Source organism: Streptosporangium sp. NPDC051023, assembly GCF_040689595.1.
Taxonomy (GTDB): domain Bacteria; phylum Actinomycetota; class Actinomycetes; order Streptosporangiales; family Streptosporangiaceae; genus Streptosporangium.
Window position 1 is genome coordinate 21,003 of sequence record NZ_JBFBCE010000095.1, and the last position, 15,291, is coordinate 36,293.

12 protein-coding genes are annotated in these 15,291 nt (G+C 67.7%); 10 read left to right on the forward strand and 2 right to left on the reverse strand.

Annotation, left to right across the window (positions count from 1 at the left end; all coding sequences use genetic code 11):
• Nucleotides 1–97: 97 nt before the first annotated feature.
• The 6 genes from AB0395_RS40080 (at nucleotide 98) to AB0395_RS40105 (ending at nucleotide 3,968) form a co-directional block, all read left to right on the forward strand.
• Nucleotides 98–322: a hypothetical protein gene (locus AB0395_RS40080; protein ID WP_366290887.1), complete on the forward strand. Its 225-nt coding sequence runs from the start codon at nucleotides 98–100 to the stop codon at nucleotides 320–322.
• Nucleotides 323–770: 448 nt separating this feature from the next.
• Nucleotides 771–1,148: a hypothetical protein gene (locus tag AB0395_RS40085; RefSeq protein WP_366290889.1), complete on the forward strand. Its 378-nt coding sequence runs from the start codon at nucleotides 771–773 to the stop codon at nucleotides 1,146–1,148.
• 117 nt (nucleotides 1,149–1,265) lie between these two features.
• The gene (locus AB0395_RS40090; RefSeq protein WP_366290892.1) at nucleotides 1,266–2,315 is read left to right on the forward strand and encodes a hypothetical protein; all 1,050 of its coding nucleotides are present in this window, start codon (nucleotides 1,266–1,268) and stop codon (nucleotides 2,313–2,315) included.
• 150 nt (nucleotides 2,316–2,465) lie between these two features.
• Nucleotides 2,466–2,699 (forward strand): hypothetical protein, encoded by a 234-nt coding sequence (locus AB0395_RS40095; protein ID WP_366290895.1) that lies wholly within the window; start codon nucleotides 2,466–2,468, stop codon nucleotides 2,697–2,699.
• An 18-nt stretch (nucleotides 2,700–2,717) separates the two neighbouring features.
• Nucleotides 2,718–3,047 carry a hypothetical protein gene (locus AB0395_RS40100; RefSeq protein ID WP_366290898.1) on the forward strand — a complete coding sequence of 110 codons (330 nt, stop codon included), beginning with the start codon at nucleotides 2,718–2,720 and terminating at the stop codon, nucleotides 3,045–3,047.
• A 153-nt stretch (nucleotides 3,048–3,200) separates the two neighbouring features.
• Complete coding sequence (locus AB0395_RS40105; RefSeq protein WP_366290900.1) at nucleotides 3,201–3,968, forward strand: hypothetical protein; 768 nt, start codon at nucleotides 3,201–3,203, stop codon at nucleotides 3,966–3,968.
• Nucleotides 3,969–4,206: 238 nt separating this feature from the next.
• Here AB0395_RS40105 and AB0395_RS40110 read toward each other — a convergent pair whose 3' ends face one another.
• Entirely contained in the window at nucleotides 4,207–4,851 is a 645-nt protein-coding gene (locus AB0395_RS40110) for a MerR family transcriptional regulator (RefSeq protein WP_366290902.1), read from the reverse strand.
• A 356-nt stretch (nucleotides 4,852–5,207) separates the two neighbouring features.
• The gene (locus tag AB0395_RS40115; protein ID WP_366290905.1) at nucleotides 5,208–9,740 is read right to left on the reverse strand and encodes a HAMP domain-containing protein; all 4,533 of its coding nucleotides are present in this window, start codon (nucleotides 9,738–9,740) and stop codon (nucleotides 5,208–5,210) included.
• Between the two features lie 194 nt (nucleotides 9,741–9,934).
• Here AB0395_RS40115 and AB0395_RS40120 point away from each other — a divergent pair, with 194 nt between their 5' ends.
• The 4 genes from AB0395_RS40120 (at nucleotide 9,935) to AB0395_RS40135 (ending at nucleotide 15,061) form a co-directional block, all read left to right on the forward strand.
• Nucleotides 9,935–11,560: a PucR family transcriptional regulator ligand-binding domain-containing protein gene (locus tag AB0395_RS40120; protein ID WP_366290908.1), complete on the forward strand. Its 1,626-nt coding sequence runs from the start codon at nucleotides 9,935–9,937 to the stop codon at nucleotides 11,558–11,560.
• Nucleotides 11,561–11,569: 9 nt separating this feature from the next.
• A complete protein-coding gene (locus AB0395_RS40125; protein ID WP_366290910.1) occupies nucleotides 11,570–11,965 on the forward strand; it encodes a cupin domain-containing protein in 396 nt (131 codons plus the stop codon).
• Nucleotides 11,966–12,247: 282 nt separating this feature from the next.
• The gene (locus tag AB0395_RS40130) at nucleotides 12,248–13,309 is read left to right on the forward strand and encodes a hypothetical protein (RefSeq protein ID WP_366290913.1); all 1,062 of its coding nucleotides are present in this window, start codon (nucleotides 12,248–12,250) and stop codon (nucleotides 13,307–13,309) included.
• A 420-nt stretch (nucleotides 13,310–13,729) separates the two neighbouring features.
• Nucleotides 13,730–15,061, forward strand: a complete 1,332-nt coding sequence (locus AB0395_RS40135) for a phosphodiester glycosidase family protein (RefSeq protein ID WP_366290916.1) — start codon at nucleotides 13,730–13,732, stop codon at nucleotides 15,059–15,061.
• Nucleotides 15,062–15,291: the final 230 nt, after the last annotated feature.

Consider the following 15,291-nt stretch of genomic DNA (forward strand, 5'->3'; position numbering starts at 1 on the left):
CCAACACCCAGGTCCGTTTCGGTGAGGACGGGCGGCTGCACCTGGCCGCGCTGGAATCCGAGCCGAACCCGCCACTCTGATCGAGCTGCGGGAGGCGGTGAACGCGCTGCTGCCACGGGTGGACCTGCCGGAGGTGCTGCTGGAGGTGTTCGCCTGGACCGGTGCCGACGCCGCGTTCACCACCATCACCGGCGGCGAGGTGAGGCTGGCCGACCTCAGCGTCACGATCGCCGCGCTGTTGGTCGCGCACGGCGCCGCGGCCACCGTGGTCGCACGCGAGGTCGCCAGAGCGGTCCTGCTCGGTGGTTGGCACCCGCGGTAGCACGCTGGAACAGCATCAGAGATCCCTGGTTGTGATGGATCTGGTTGTGGTGATCAATCCATCTACCAGGGGTTTCTTACACCGTCAGACGATCGCCAAGCTCGCCATGCTGTGACCGATGCCCTGCCGCCAGGGGGATGAAAAGGCTCAGTGTTCAACAGTCAGATGACGCAAGTCAGCCAATTCGCTGCGTCCTACATTGAGGAAACCTCTACTTCCCTTGGCAAAGGAGAGCCCGATAGCTCCCAGAAGGCAGACCGACACCCACTGACCAGGACGCCGTCACGACCTCGACCTCGGATAACAGCCACCTCCCACCCGATTCCGAACTCCGGGCAATTATCCGTTGTATATGACAATTCGGCGACCTCCCGGCCGCCCAGCCTGCCGATTCATTCAAGCCCAGCCGGTGGCAGAACCGGCCGAAACCCTCGACAAGGAGACTTCCATGCGAAACATGAAGAAAGCCCTGATCGCGCTGATCACAGGCCTCGCATTGACCGCTGGCATTGTCAGCGTCACCACGGAAACCGCTTCCGCGACCTCCCAGGGCAACGCCTACTGGAAGCTGTGCAGCGACTACTACCTCGACGGAACGTGCGCATTCGGCGGCTACTACCCGATAAGAAACTCCGACCTTCGCAGCACCGCCCTCAACGACAACATCTCATCCATTCAAACCAACTTCGTGGCCATCGAGACCTGGAATGACATCAACTTCAAGGGAACATACGGATACTTCCAGCCCAATTACACCTGGAACGTGCTGACTTCCCCCTACAACAACTCCATCAGCTCGGTCTCCTTCCCCGGGGCGGTCGGCTAGCGGTTCAGAGGCCCCCATGGGCAGAGGCCGGATGGCATCCCCTCTGCCCATGGGGGCGATACCCGCGCGATCCCCACGGCCCGTTCCCCCCGAACACCCGACACACGGTGGTCTGCGATGCTCTCAGCCGGACGAACATTCTCCCTGGTCCTGTCGGTCGCCCTGAGCACCCTCGCGCTCACCGGCTGCTCCCCGCACGCCGACGGCATGCCGGTATCGGCCCAGCAGATGGTGCACCTCCTCCAGACCCTGCTCCCGCAGGGCAAGCCTTCGGCGCAACAGGGGCAGGGGCAGGGGCTCAGCGACCAGCCCGTGTTCCCGCCCTCCGCCCAACTCGTCCTCGACGAGGGCGGGAACACGGCAACGGTGAAGGTGAGCCTCACCAGGTGGCCCGTGCCCGTACCCGCGCAGTACTCGCAATGCCCCGACACCGCCTACCACCCCTACAGCCATTGCACGCAGACCCTCCTGCCGGCCGGCGCCGAACTCGTCCTGGACCGCTCACCGAGGAACGAGAACCACCCGAACGGCGCCGAACTCCTCAGCGCACTGCTCACCTACAAGGACGGCAAACAGGTCTTCGTGTCCGAGACCGGCAGCTCGAGCGACAACAAGACGGTCGGACTGCCGCTGACGCTCAAGCAACTCGCCACCATCGCCACCTCGGCTGTATGGCAGCCCATTCTCGCGAAGATGCCCGCGCCGCCCGCTGGCGCCAGGACCGGCTCGGTCGCCAGGCTCTCTGGCCGGCAGATCAGCCACATCATCGGACGACTACTGCCGACAGGGCTGCGCGCCGCAGGGGAGGGCGGGTCAGACGGTTTCGGGCACCTCACCGTCGATGACGGCCACGGCGCAAGCCTCATCGCGGTGAACGTCCAGCAGTGGAAACCCGGCGACCCGGCCATGACGAAGCTGTTCCACAACGCCGGGACCTTGCCCGACGGCACCCGCATCAATACCCAGCAGGGGCCCGCTCCCCGCGGAGGCGCCGGCACGATCGAGTGGACCGTTGACACCCTGCGCCGGGACGGCCTGCGGGTCGTGATCTCGGCGGTCAACGCGGGCGCCTATCGCCTGCCTGCCAGCCGCGGCGAACCCGCCCTCACCCTTGACCAGCTCAAGCAGATCGCCCTCGACCCGGCCTGGCAGCAAACCGCCAACTGAACCGCAAGCCGGGCTCTCCCCTTGGCTGTTCCGTCCGGGACGAAAACAGAAGTCTCAGCGCCGTGACTGCAGCTCGTCCAGCCCGCACGCGGCCGCCTGGCCCCGTCCCTCACCCGCGGCGGCAAAACGATCGGCGACCCGGACGGCCGGATGACCGCCGAGGCCGTGGCCGACGTCGTCGGCCGCCTGGCCGCGGCCGCCAAGCTGTCCGGCGACTGGAGCGGGCACTCGCTGCGGCGCGGGTTCGCCACCGCCGCCCGCCGCCAGGGCCACGCCCTGGAACGCATCGGCCGCCACGGCGGCTGGGCCGACGGCTCCCGTGCTCTTCTGGGGTATCTGGAAGATGCCGATCAATGGACCGACAACCCGGTGGTGGGGCTGTAGACGGACAACGAGCCGGACGTGTACGCGGCGCTGGCCACGATCGCCGCGGCGGCGCGCTCCGCCTACGCCGACGGCTCCAACCTGCGGGTGCACTCCAGCGGCATCGTGCACGAGGTCGCGATGACCCGGTGGTTCGCCGACGAGCGGATGCCCGGCCCGGCCTGCATGGTGGGTGTCAGCGGCTGGGATCCGGGCGCGGCCCACCCGGATCGCGGGCCGGTGACGTGCCGCCGGTGCTTGAGGCTCACCGGGAACGAGCCGCCCGGCGAGCAGCTGGAGCTGTTCGCCACCGCCGAGCAGGACGCGGCTGCCGATGGCGAGGACAGTACAGCGAACGCCACGGCCTGATCTCGCCCCGGGGCGGAGTTTCGCGAGTTTCGCGAGGCACTCGCGCGCACGCGCGGAACTTTTCTCCCACTCGCACACGGAGACGTAGTCACTACGCGACTTCAAGTAACCACAGAGGGTAAGAGCGATAGTGCTTTTCCGGGGACGGACGCGGTGCCGCCCCGCCCCGGCATCCGATCCGTAAGAAGGTGCCCTGCCCCGCCCTCAGGAAGGGAATGCCATGAGCACCACCGAAAAGCAGGCCGCCGAAGCCTTCCAGTCCGGTCCCCCGATCATCCTGGCGCCCGGCCCACGCACAACCGACCGGATCCCGCCCCCGCCCAGCGACGTCTGGGAACTCCCCTACGGCACCGCCTGGGTCTACCACGGCGAGGGCAACGGCCAGCTCACGCGCCCGGTCCTGATCGCGGACGGCTTCAGCGTCGGCCCCAGCGACCTCAGCCTCACCTGGGAGCTCCTGGAGCACGGCCCGTACCCGCTCCTGAGGCCCTCACCGGAGAAGGAGCCACCATCTCCGGCACGCAGCTGTGCACCCAGTCCGAGGGCGAAAGCCAGCTCGTCGCCAACCTCCGGGTCCTCACCACTCCCAACCGCGAGGTCCGCACCAACGGACTGCCCGACATCGACGGCGCGCCCGGCGGCACCCTCGACGGCTTCGGCATCCTCGCCGACAAGCTGAACGAGCTCCCGCCCCTGCTGGGCTTCCGCGTCAGCAACCCCATCCGCGAGCACTGCTTCGTCCCGGCCGTCAGCGCCATCTCCGTACGGGAGCCGGGCACCCACGACAACCTCTACACCCCGATCAGCGATGAGGAGCTGGAGGAGACGCCCTTCCACGCCGTCAAGCTCGCCTCGCAGAGCGATACGCACACCCTGGTCACCGAGGAACTCGCCACCTGGTTCCTGGACCAGCTGCCGTAAGCGCGGTCGTCCCGCTGCCGTCGGACCAGGCCGGCCACCGTCGGCAGCGGGCCGCCCAGACGTCCTCAGAGGACAGACCAAGTAAGCCGGAAAGGGGAAAGACACAGGTCAGAACCCTGGCAGGCTTCCGGGGGCCAGGAACCGGTAAGGAACACGGCGGCGGGTTTCGCCAGCATCTCTACGCGCGCGGGGGTGCCTGGTCAGGACGCGCTGAACCGGCCCCACCCGCCGGAGGCGGTCAGTGGTAGGCGGGGGCGATCTCGTCGTGGCGGCCCTGGTGGGTGGTGACCGCGGCGGTGACCTCGGCCGTCTGGCCGACCTGCACGGGAGAGACCTCGGCGACGGGTGCCCCGATCGATATGCAGATCTCGATGTCGCCGTCGTTGTCGGCGTCGATGACATCGTGGAACACCAGGAAGGGGGCACCGGCCGGGTGTCGGCCGACTTGCGTGAGGGCCCCGACGAGGACGCCGAAGCCCTCGGCGACCGTCGCACCGGTACCGGCCAGATCGGTGTGGCGGCGCACCGAGGCCACGATCTGCGCGGGCAGGTTTTCGACAGTGATCGTGTAGTTCATGAGGCGCTCCTCGCCGTTGATCAGCCGGGTGATGACGGCCAGCATGTGATCGTGGCGATCGCGCTCCGCCCGCAGGCGTTGCCGGTGCGCGGCCAGCAGGCCGGAGACGTCCGCCGGAGAGGCGGCCGGCACTCGCCTGATCTCCTCGATCGGCATGTCGAGTGCCCGCAGCCTGCGGATCGATTCCGCCTTGCCCGCCTGTCCGAGCGCGTAGTAGCGATAGCCGTTGGAGGCGTCGACCTTCGCCGGCCGCAGCAGATCCAGCTCGTCGTAGAGGCGCAACGCCTTGACCGACAGCCGGGTCATGGCCGAGTACTACGGGGACCCCCCACTGCCGGGTGCTCGGCCTGCCGCGCAGCCCGAGCCAGGCGAGGAAGACCGCCGCGGCGATCGCGAACCGCAGCGCGAGAAGCGTCGTCACCGACATGCCCGTGCCGTAGGCGTACGACGCGAAGACGGGTATCAGCCCGAATCCCGCCGCCGAGACGAGCGTCGCCGCGACACCCCGCCACATCATCCGCGGCCACCTCCGAAAGGCCATTGTGATCCATCGGCGGCTGGGCCGCTCATCGTGCCTGGCTCTGGAGAGCGCCGTTCCCACGTCCCCGCCCTGACCTCGGCCGAAGCGGGCCTGCCAGGGCGGGAAGAGCGCCCGGCTCCGTTCAGAGCCCCATCCACTGCTGCATGCGGGTGAGCAGTTCCTGCGCGTCGACCGGCTTGGTGACGTAGTCACTCGCTCCCGCCGACAGCGTCTTCTCCCGGTCCCCCTGCATGGCCTTCGCGGTCACCGCGATGATCGGCAGATCGGCGAAGCGCGGCATCTTGCGGATGGCGGCGGTGGCGGCGTAGCCGTCCATCTCCGGCATCATGATGTCCATCAGGACCAGGTCGATGTCCTCGTTCCGCGACAGCATCTCGATGCCCTTGCGGCCGTTCTCCGCGTAGAGCACCTGCATGCCGTGCAGTTCGAGGATGTTGGTCAGCGCGAAGACGTTGCGGACGTCGTCGTCGATGACCAGCACCTTCCTGTCGACGAGTACGGCGTCCGCCGCCTCGACCGCCTGGGGCCGCTCGTCGGGGCTGGCCTGCACCAGTGGCAGCACGTCTCCGCGCTCCTGGGCCGACAGGTGCAGGGTGATGCGCTCGCGCAGCTCGTCAAGGCTCGGCAGGCGTTCGAGCGGCTGGGTGTTCGAGCGCCCCTTGAGGAGGTTCTCCTGCGGCCGGGTGAGAGTGCGGGTGTGGTGGGCGAGCACGGGCAGCTCGCGCAGCGCCGGATCCTCGTCCAGCCTGCGGAGGAACTCCGCCGCCCCGTCCTGCCGCATTCCCAGGTCGAGCACGATGCAGTGGTAGTCGTTCTCCTTCAGCGTCTCGACCGCGGTTGCCGGATCGTTGGCCATGGCCAGCCGAACCGGCCCGTGCGTCTCGCTCAGGTCGGCCGCGACGCTCTCCGCGAGCTGGGAGAGCAGCCCGTTCTGACGGGACTCCACGACGAGCAGACGGCGCCCGCCCCCACTCGGAGGCGCCTCGGCCGCCGGGGCGGCCGCCCTCGCGGGCGACACGGCGGACAGCCTGCCTGCGGCGGGAGCGAGGACACCTCCCCGCGCGGGCGCGCCGGAGGCACTGGGGGCGCCGGGCGCCACGTCCTCAACGGGCAGGCAGAGGCTGAAGGTGCTGCCCTGGCCAAGGGCGCTGACCGCCCTGATCTCACCGTTGAACAGGGAGGCGATCTCCCGGCTGATGGACAGTCCGAGGCCGGTGCCGCCGTACTTGCGGCTGGTGGTGCCATCGGCCTGCTGGAAGGCGTCGAAGATCTGGGAGAGGTTCTCCTTCGCGATGCCGATGCCGGTGTCCACAACGTGGAAGACAAGCACCTCCTGGTCGCGGACCCCAAGAAGGTCCATCTTCTCGATCCGCTCGATACGGAGCCCGACCGAGCCGCTCTCGGTGAACTTCACCGCGTTCGACAGCAGGTTGCGCACCACCTGACGCAACCGCTGCTCGTCCATGAGGAGCTCCTCCGGCACGTCCGGGGCGACGGTGACATCGAACCTGAGCCCCTTCTCCGTGGTCAGCGGCCTGAAAGTCGCCTCGACGTAGTCCAGGAGTTGCCGCAGGGGCAGGGGCTCGACGCTGATGTTCATCTTGCCCGCCTCGATCTTGGACAGGTCGAGGATGTCGTTGATCAGCTGGAGCAGGTCGGTTCCGGCCGAGTGGATGACGTTGGCGTACTCGACCTGTTTGGCGGTGAGGTTGCGGGCCGGGTTCTGGGCCAGCAACTGGGCCAGGATGAGCAGCGAGTTGAGCGGGGTGCGCAGCTCGTGGCTCATGTTCGCCAGGAACTCGCTCTTGTACTTGGAGGCCAGCGCGAGCTGCTTGGCACGGTCCTCCAGCTCCTGGCGCGCCTGCTCGATCTCGCTGTTCTTCGTCTCGATGTCCCGGTTCTGCCTGGCCAGCAGCTCCGCTTTCTCCTCGAGCTCGGCGTTCGAGCGCTGCAGCTCCTCCTGACCGACCTGGAGCTCCGTCGCCAGCCGCTGCGACTCGGCGAGCAGGGAGTCGGTGCGGGCGTTGGCGACGATGGTGTTGACGTTGACGCCGATGGTCTCGACCAGCTGCTCAAGAAAGGCTCTGTGCACCTGGGTGAACCGGTTGAGGCTGGCCAGCTCTATCACGCCGAGCAGCTGGTCCTCGACGATGATCGGCAGGACGATGAGGTTGACCGGCCCCGCCGCTCCCAGACTTGAGGAGATCGTGAGGTATCCGGCGGCGATGTCCTCGACCAGGATGGGACGCCTGGCGAGCGCGGCCTGTCCCACGAGCGACTCGCCGAAACCGTGACGGCGGCTCGTCTCCCGGTGGCCGTAACTGCCGACCACCCGCAGCTCGGAGCGGCCCTGCGTCTCCTCGGCCAGCAGGAACGTGCCGTGCTGCGCCGAGACCAGCGGGGCCAGCTCGTTCATCACCAGCTCGGCCACGACGGCGAGGTCGCGGTGCCCCTGCATGAGGCCGGAGATACGGGCCAGGTTGGACTTGAGCCAGTCCTGTTCCTGGTTGGCCAGGGTGGTCTCGCGTAGGGACTTCACCATGGAGTTGATGTTGTCCTTGAGCTCGGCGACCTCTCCCGAGGCGTCGACGGTGATGGAGCGGGTGAGGTCGCCGGAGGTCACCGCGCTGGTCACCTCGGCGATCGCGCGGACCTGGCGCGTGAGGTTGCCCGCCAGCTCGTTGACGTTCTCCGTCAGCCGCTTCCAGGTGCCGGAGACGCCCTCGACCTCGGCCTGACCGCCCAGCCGCCCCTCACTGCCGACCTCGCGGGCCACCCGGGTGACCTCGGCGGCAAACGACGAGAGCTGGTCGACCATCGTGTTGATCGTGGTCTTCAGCGCCAGAATCTCACCCCGGGCATCCACGTCGATCTTCTTGGTCAGGTCGCCCTGGGCGACCGCGGTGGTGACCTGCGCGATGTTGCGGACCTGGTTGGTCAGGTTGTTCGCCATCGAGTTGACGTTGTCCGTGAGGTCCTTCCAGGTGCCGGAGACGCCCCGGACCGTGGCCTGGCCGCCGAGGTTGCCTTCGGTGCCGACCTCGCGGGCCACCCGGGTCACCTCGTCGGCGAAGGCGCTCAGCGTGTCGACCATGGTGTTGATGGTCTGCGCGAGCGCGGCGACCTCGCCCTTGGCCTCGACGGTGATCTTCTGCGACAGGTCGCCCCTGGCGACCGCGGTGGCCACCTGGGCGATGGAGCGCACCTGGCTGGTCAGGTTGGAGGCCATGACGTTGACGTTGTCCGTCAGGTTCTTCCAGGTGCCGGAGACGCCCCGGACCGTGGCCTGGCCGCCGAGGTTGCCCTCGGTGCCGACCTCGCGGGCCACCCGGGTCACCTCGTCGGCGAAGGCGGACAGCTGGTCGACCATCGTGTTGATGGTCTCCTTCAGCTCCAGGATCTCACCACGGGCATCCACCCGGATCTTCTGCGACAGGTCGCCCTTCGCGACCGCGGTGGTGACCTCCGCGATGCTCCGCACCTGGGCGGTGAGGTTGTCGGCCATCACGTTCACCGACTCGGTGAGTGCCTTCCAGGTGCCGGAGACGCCCTTGACGTCCGCCTGACCACCCAGCCGCCCGTCGGTGCCCACCTCACGGGCCACCCTGGTCACCTCGTCGGCGAACGACGACAACTGGTCCACCATCGTGTTCAGGGTGTTCTTCAGCTCCAGGATCTCACCCCGCGCCGAAACGGTGATCTTCTGCGACAGGTCGCCCCTGGCGACCGCGGTGGCCACCTGGGAGATGTTGCGGACCTGGTCGGTGAGGTTGCCCGCCATGTAGTTCACCGAGTCGGTCAGGTCACGCCAGGTGCCGGAGACGCCCTTGACGTCCGCCTGACCACCCAGCCGCCCGTCGGTGCCCACCTCACGGGCCACCCTGGTCACCTCGTCGGCGAACGACGACAACTGGTCCACCATCGTATTGATGGTGTTCTTCAGCTCCAGGATCTCACCGCGGGCGTCCACGGTGATCTTCTGCGACAGGTCGCCCTTCGCGACCGCGGTGGTGACCTGCGCGATGCTGCGGACCTGGTCGGTGAGGTTGCCCGCCATGAAGTTCACCGAGTCGGTCAGGTCACGCCAGGTGCCCGCGACCCCGGTCACCTCGGCCTGGCCGCCCAGCCGCCCATCGGTGCCCACCTCACGGGCCACCCTGGTCACCTCGTCGGCGAACGACGACAACTGGTCCACCATCGTGTTCAGGGTGTTCTTCAGCTCCAGGATCTCACCGCGGACATCCACGGTGATCTTCTGCGACAGGTCGCCGGTGGCCACAGCCGTGGCGACCTGGGCGATGTCGCGGACCTGGTCGGTGAGGTTGCCCGCCATGGCGTTGACCGAGTCGGTGAGGTCCTTCCACGTGCCGGAGACACCCGGAACGTCCGCCTGGCCGCCCAGCTGTCCTTCGGTGCCCACCTCACGGGCCACGCGCGTCACCTCTGAGGTGAACAGCGAGAGTTGGTCGACCATGCCGTTGAAGACGGTGGCGATCTCCTTGAGCAGGCCGTCGCCCTCGTCGGGTAGCCGGGTGCCGAAATCACCGTCGCGTACGGCGGTGAGACCCGCCAGGAGCTGACGGAGGTCGAGCTCCTCCACGCCGGAGGCGGCCTGCGCGGAGGCGAGTCTCGTCTTGTCCGTAGTCTCAACCATGCTCACCATCGCGCCCTTCGGCCGAGAAAAGGTCAAGCCATCCTAAGGCCACAGAGCAGGGGGGCCAGATGGTTGAGAATCCGACGATAAACCCGCCTGATCACCCCGAAAAATCACCCAAAGAGAAGATTTCCCTATCAGGCTGTAAAGCGACAGACGTCCTAACTTACAGGCTGATCGGATACTCTCGGTGGGTGCTCCCAACCATCGCCGACGTTCTCGCCCTGGACATCGTCCGCAGGGGCAATCCCCGAGTGGTCGCGGGAGCCGACCGGCTGGACACCCGGGTTCGCTGGGTCCATGTCGGAGAGGTCACCGACATCGCCCATCTGCTGCGTGGCGGGGAACTGGTGCTCACCACCGGCATCGCGCTTCCCGACGACCAGGAAGGCCTAACCGCCTACGTCGCGGAGCTGGCCGCGGTCGGCGCGTCCGGTCTGATCGTCGAGCTGGGCCGTAAGTTCGTCAGGGAGCTGCCCCGGTCCGTGGTCAACGCCGCGGAGAAGCATGGGCTGCCCCTGGTCACGCTGGCCCGCGAGACCCCTTTCGTGCAGATCACCGAGTCGGTGCACGCCAGGATCATCGACATCCAGCTCGAGGAACTGCGCGCCTCCGAGCAGCTCCACGAGGTGTTCACCGAGCTGTCGGTCGAGGGCGCGTCCCCCGCCGAGGTGCTCAGCCAGGTCGCGCGCCTGTCCGGACGTCCCGTGCTGCTGGAGAACCTCGCCCACCAGGTGCTCGCCTGCGAGAGCGCGGGACGTGACACCGGGACGCTGCTGGCGAGCTGGGAGACCCGCTCCAGAGCGGTCGCGCCCGGGGGACGGACCGCCTACGACTCCTCCTCCGGCTGGCTGGTCACCATGGTCGGCGCGCGAGGCCAGGACTGGGGGCGCCTGATCCTGCTCTGTGAGAACACCCCGGGGCCGCGCGACATCGTGCTCGCCGAGCGCGCCGCGACCACCCTCGCCCTCGGCCGCCTGCTGGAGCGCCACCAAGAGTCACTGGAGCGCCAGGCCCACGGCACGATCATCACCGGCATCCTGACGCATGCCTACGCCGACCCCGAGGAGGCGGCGGCCCGCGCCAGGGCGGTCGGCGTGCCGCTCGCGGGACGCAAGCTGATCAGTGTGGTGCTGCGCCTGTGCGAGCCGCAGGACGGCTCCCTCGAAGGCCAGGAGCAGCTCGTACGGCTCGGCGAGCTGGCCGAAGCCGCCGCCGCCGCCTGCCGCGACGCCCGATTCCCCGCCCTGGTCGGCGCCCTGGATCAGAACCGTGTCGGCATCCTGCTCCCCCTGGCCCCGCGCACCTTCGCCGAGCCTTCCCTGACCGTGCTCGCCGACCGCCTGCGGATGGCCTTCGCCACCCCGTTCGTCCTGGCCGCCGGATCGGTCGTCGAGTCGATCCGCGACGTGCGGCGCAGTTTCCTCGAAGCCGAACAGGTCGCCGACGTCGCCGTGAGGCAGCCCGACGGGCGTCCCGTCTACCGGCTGCCTGACCTGCGCTTGCGCGGCCTGCTGCACCTGCTGAGAGACGACGCCCGCCTGCAGACCTTCGCGGAACGCGAGCTGGGCCCCCTGCTGGCCCATGACGCCCAGCGCGGCGGCGACCTGACCAGGATCCTGCGGATCTATCTGGCCGCGGGCCGCAACAAAGCCGTCGCCGCCCAGAAAGCCCACCTGTCCAGGCCCGCCTTCTATGACCGGCTCCGTAGGCTGGAACGTGTTCTCGACATCGACCTGGACGATGTCGAGTCCTGCCTCTCCCTCCACGTGGCGCTTTTGGCGCTGGAGTCCTTCCGGAGAGACAACCCCCGCACCTGAAAGGTCCCCATGCCCGAGATCCTCGTCCCCGAGACCGCCGACCTTGCCCGCATGGTCGGCGCCGCCGGCGTCTTCGCCGTTCCCGCCGGCGATGTACGGCTGTCACCCGACGAGCTTGACCCCGCCCAGATCCTCGCGGGCTCTCCGCGGACCTCCTCGGTCGAACTGTGGTCCTCCCCCGACGGCTCCCAAAGCCGGGGCATCTGGGAGATCACTCCCGGCACCGTGACCGACGTCGAACGTGACGAGATCTTCGTGGTCCTGTCAGGCCGCGCGACCGTCGAGGTCGAGGGCGGCGTCGGCATCGAGCTCGTCCCGGGATCGGTCTGTCTGCTCTCCGCGGGAGCCAGGACCACCTGGATCGTCCACGAGACCCTGCGCAAGGTGTACCACTCCACGTCCTGAGGGCCGGGCGCGCCGCCGGCCGTACGGAATTCGGATTTCCGTACGGCCCGCACCCGCCTGACCGTTTATCCGCCCCGGATCCAGGTGAGCATCACCAGGCCTTCCTCCGGTTACGCCCACCCCTGTGGACGCAGCCCTTCTCACTTTCACCACCGTTACAAAGCGCGCCATTCTCCCCAAACTCCTGTACGGCTCTGTACGGATAATTCGGCACCCCCTTCTCGCCTGCTTCGGTCTCTCTCACAGTCGAACCGTCGCCGTTCCGCCTCAGAAGGGGTCGTGATGAAACGCCTGGCGAGACTCGCCCTCATAGTCCTGCTCTGTTTAGCCGGCAGCCTCGGTCCGGCCACTCCCGGTCTCACCTCCACTGCTCCGCCAATCGCCCGTGATGACACCGCGAGCGTCATCGCGGCCCGGGGCCCCAACGACACGCTGAGGTTCTACTGGAACCTGAACGGCGACGTTTCCTGGTACTGGACGGCGGTAGCCGGCCCGGGGAGCACTCCCTCTGAGCCGTCGCTGGCCCGTGACGGCACCGCGAGCGTCATCGCCGCGCAGGGCGCGAACAACACACTGAAGTTCTACTGGAACCTGAACGGCAACCCCACCTGGAACACCACCCAGGTGGCCGGCCCCGGCAGCACCGTATCCGCCCCCTCCGTCGCCCGCGGCGCCGGTGCGAACGTCATCGCGGCCCGAGGCCCCAACAACACGCTGATGTTCTACTGGAACCTGTACGGCAATCCCACCTGGAATGCGACTCAGGTGGCCGGCCCCGGCAGCATCCTGTCCGCCCCCTCCATCGCCCGTGACGGCACCGCGACGGTCATCGCCGCGCAAGGCGCGAACAACACGCTGATGTTCTACTGGAACCTGCATGGCAATCCCACCTGGAATGCGACTCAGGTGGCCGGCCCCGGCAGCATCCTGTCCGCCCCCTCCATCGCCCGTGACGGCACCGCGAGCGTCATCGCCGCGCAAGGCGCGAACAACACACTGAAGTTCTACTGGAACCTGAACGGCAACCCCACCTGGAACACCACCCAGGTGGCCGGCCCCGGCAGCACCGTATCCGCCCCCTCCATCGCCCGTGACAGCGCCGCGAGCGTCATCGCGGCCCGAGGCCCCAATGACGCACTGAAGTTCTACTGGAACCTGAACGGCAACCCCACCTGGAACGGCGGCTCGGTGGGGGACACCCTCTCCGATCCCTCGGTCGCCCGTGGCGGCGGTGCGAACGTCATCGCGGCCCGAGGCCCCAACAACAGCTTGTACATGTACATCAACCTCATCGGCAATCCATACTGGCGCGGCACCTTGATCGATGGCTGTCCGGGCTGCTGAACCGACGTACGGCTGACGTGGCCTCCCTTCGAAAGATGGGGGACCACGTCTCGGGCTTGATGAGCATCCGAAGCTCAGTGGCAGGTTCGTGGGATTTTCCGCGATTGCTACCAGCATCCCCACGGGGTCCGGACTGGCAGGAATCGGACGAATGGCATCGCCATCCGCAAAAACGTCGTGTGGGAAAGAACACTTTCTCAAGACGTTTAGCGTGTTTCGCTCACCCTGGCAGGTAGATCTCGGCACGATGGTGCACCGAAGTCTGGTCACCAACGGGGAGAGATACATATGTCACGACGTCTTGTCGTCGGGCTTTCAGCCGTAACACTCGTCGTCACAGCGGTTCCTGCCCAGGCGGAACGGGTCGCTCTGACTTTCCCCGCCTCGGCGTTCCCTCTCGGTGAGCATGTGGCCCCGGTGATGAAGCAACGTAACGTGGCCGCCGGAGTGGACTTCTTCAACGTGCGGCACGGCAAGTCCACCCAGGGCTGGAGCGTGGCCGTGCTGATGCCCAACGGGCATGAGGACGGCACCCTGGCCACCGCCCAGGCGAAGGCCGCGGAAGTCGAGGCCGCCGGGTTCACCCCGAGCGTCCAGAAGGTCGTCCGGCCCGCCGCCGCCGACGCCCCCGCCGTCGAACGCTACGTGGTCCGCGTCGGGTTGTGGACGTTCAAGCAGCGTGCCGAGGCCGACAAAGTGGTCAAGGAGCTCAAGGACTTCGACATCCGAGCCAAGACCGACTACCTCGCCGACGACGGCCTGGAGACCACGGGCCCGTGGAACCTGCGTGTGCTGACGGTGGATCCGAAGACCTTCAAGGGATCGTTCAAGACCAGCGTCGGGACCACCATCGCCAAGGGCGAGACCACCAGCGCGATGGGCAAGCTCACCGGCGCCATCGCCGGGGTCAATGGCGGATTCTTCAACATCCACACGGTCAAGGAGATCAAGGGTGACCCGATGGGGGTCTCCGTGGTCGGCGGCAAACTCCTCAGCGAGGCGGTGGCAGGCCGCACCGGCCTGGTCATGAGCGGCAAGAAGATCAAGATCACCGAGCTGAAGACGACTGTCACCGCCGTCTCGTCCGACGGGACGAGAACCGAGGTGCAGGGCGTTAACCGGGCCCCTGCCGAAGACGAGCTCGTGCTCTACACCGAGGAGTTCGGAACGAAGACGGCGGCGGACGGCGGCACCGAGGCCGTGATCGACGCCCAGGGAAGGGTCGTCTCCGCCCGGCAGGCAGGCGGCGCCGTCCCGCGCGGTTTCTCGGTGCTCCACGGCACCGGCCTCATGTCCGACTGGCTCCTCGAACACGCCGCGGAGACCGCGACCGTGAAGGTGGATACCAAGGTCATCGACCTGCGCACCCAGCGGGCCGTGCCGCTCACCCCCCAGACGTACGTCATGGCCGGCGGGGTCGGGCTGATCAGAAACGGCCGGATCAACATCACCGCGCTGGCCGACGGGCAGGCCTCCCTCAACATGATGCTGCGCCGCCATCCCCGGACGATGGCCGGCATCACCAAGAACGGCGGGCTGATCCTGGCCACGATCGACGGCCGTATCCCGGGCGTCACCGTTGGTGCCTCGATGGTCGAGGCGGCTCAGCTGATGCGCTGGCTGGGCGCCAAGCAGGCCATCAACCTGGACGGCGGCGGATCGAGCGCGATGGTCGTGGACAACAAGGTCGTCAACCAGCCGTCGGACGGCTTCGAGCGGCCCGTGGGCGACGGTCTGTTCATCACCCCCTGACTGCCTTCCCTATCCCACGAGAATGCCCTGACCTCTGGCGGGTCAGGGCATTCTTTTTCCGAGATCGTTCCGAGGTCCGGGATACGAAAACGTCCCGGAAAACGCAAAAAGGGCCACCCGAACCGGGTAGCCCCCAAAATGCAGAAGGAGGGCCACCCAAACAGGTGACCCTCCCTCAAAAGATTGTCCGGCGGCGACCTACTCTCCCACACCGTCCCCGGTGCAGTACC

Excerpts from the sequence above, each read along its gene's own strand:
- AB0395_RS40085 (WP_366290889.1), top strand. The coding sequence starts at position 771 with ATGCGAAACATGAAGAAAGCCCTGATCGCGCTGATCACAGGCCTCGCA.
- AB0395_RS40090 (WP_366290892.1), top strand. The coding sequence starts at position 1,266 with ATGCTCTCAGCCGGACGAACATTCTCCCTGGTCCTGTCGGTCGCCCTG.
- AB0395_RS40095 (WP_366290895.1), top strand. The coding sequence starts at position 2,466 with ATGACCGCCGAGGCCGTGGCCGACGTCGTCGGCCGCCTGGCCGCGGCC.
- AB0395_RS40110 (WP_366290902.1), bottom strand. The coding sequence starts at position 4,851 with ATGACCCGGCTGTCGGTCAAGGCGTTGCGCCTCTACGACGAGCTGGAT.
- AB0395_RS40115 (WP_366290905.1), bottom strand. The coding sequence starts at position 9,740 with ATGGTTGAGACTACGGACAAGACGAGACTCGCCTCCGCGCAGGCCGCC.
- AB0395_RS40125 (WP_366290910.1), top strand. The coding sequence starts at position 11,570 with ATGCCCGAGATCCTCGTCCCCGAGACCGCCGACCTTGCCCGCATGGTC.
- AB0395_RS40130 (WP_366290913.1), top strand. The coding sequence starts at position 12,248 with ATGAAACGCCTGGCGAGACTCGCCCTCATAGTCCTGCTCTGTTTAGCC.
- AB0395_RS40135 (WP_366290916.1), top strand. The coding sequence starts at position 13,730 with ATGAAGCAACGTAACGTGGCCGCCGGAGTGGACTTCTTCAACGTGCGG.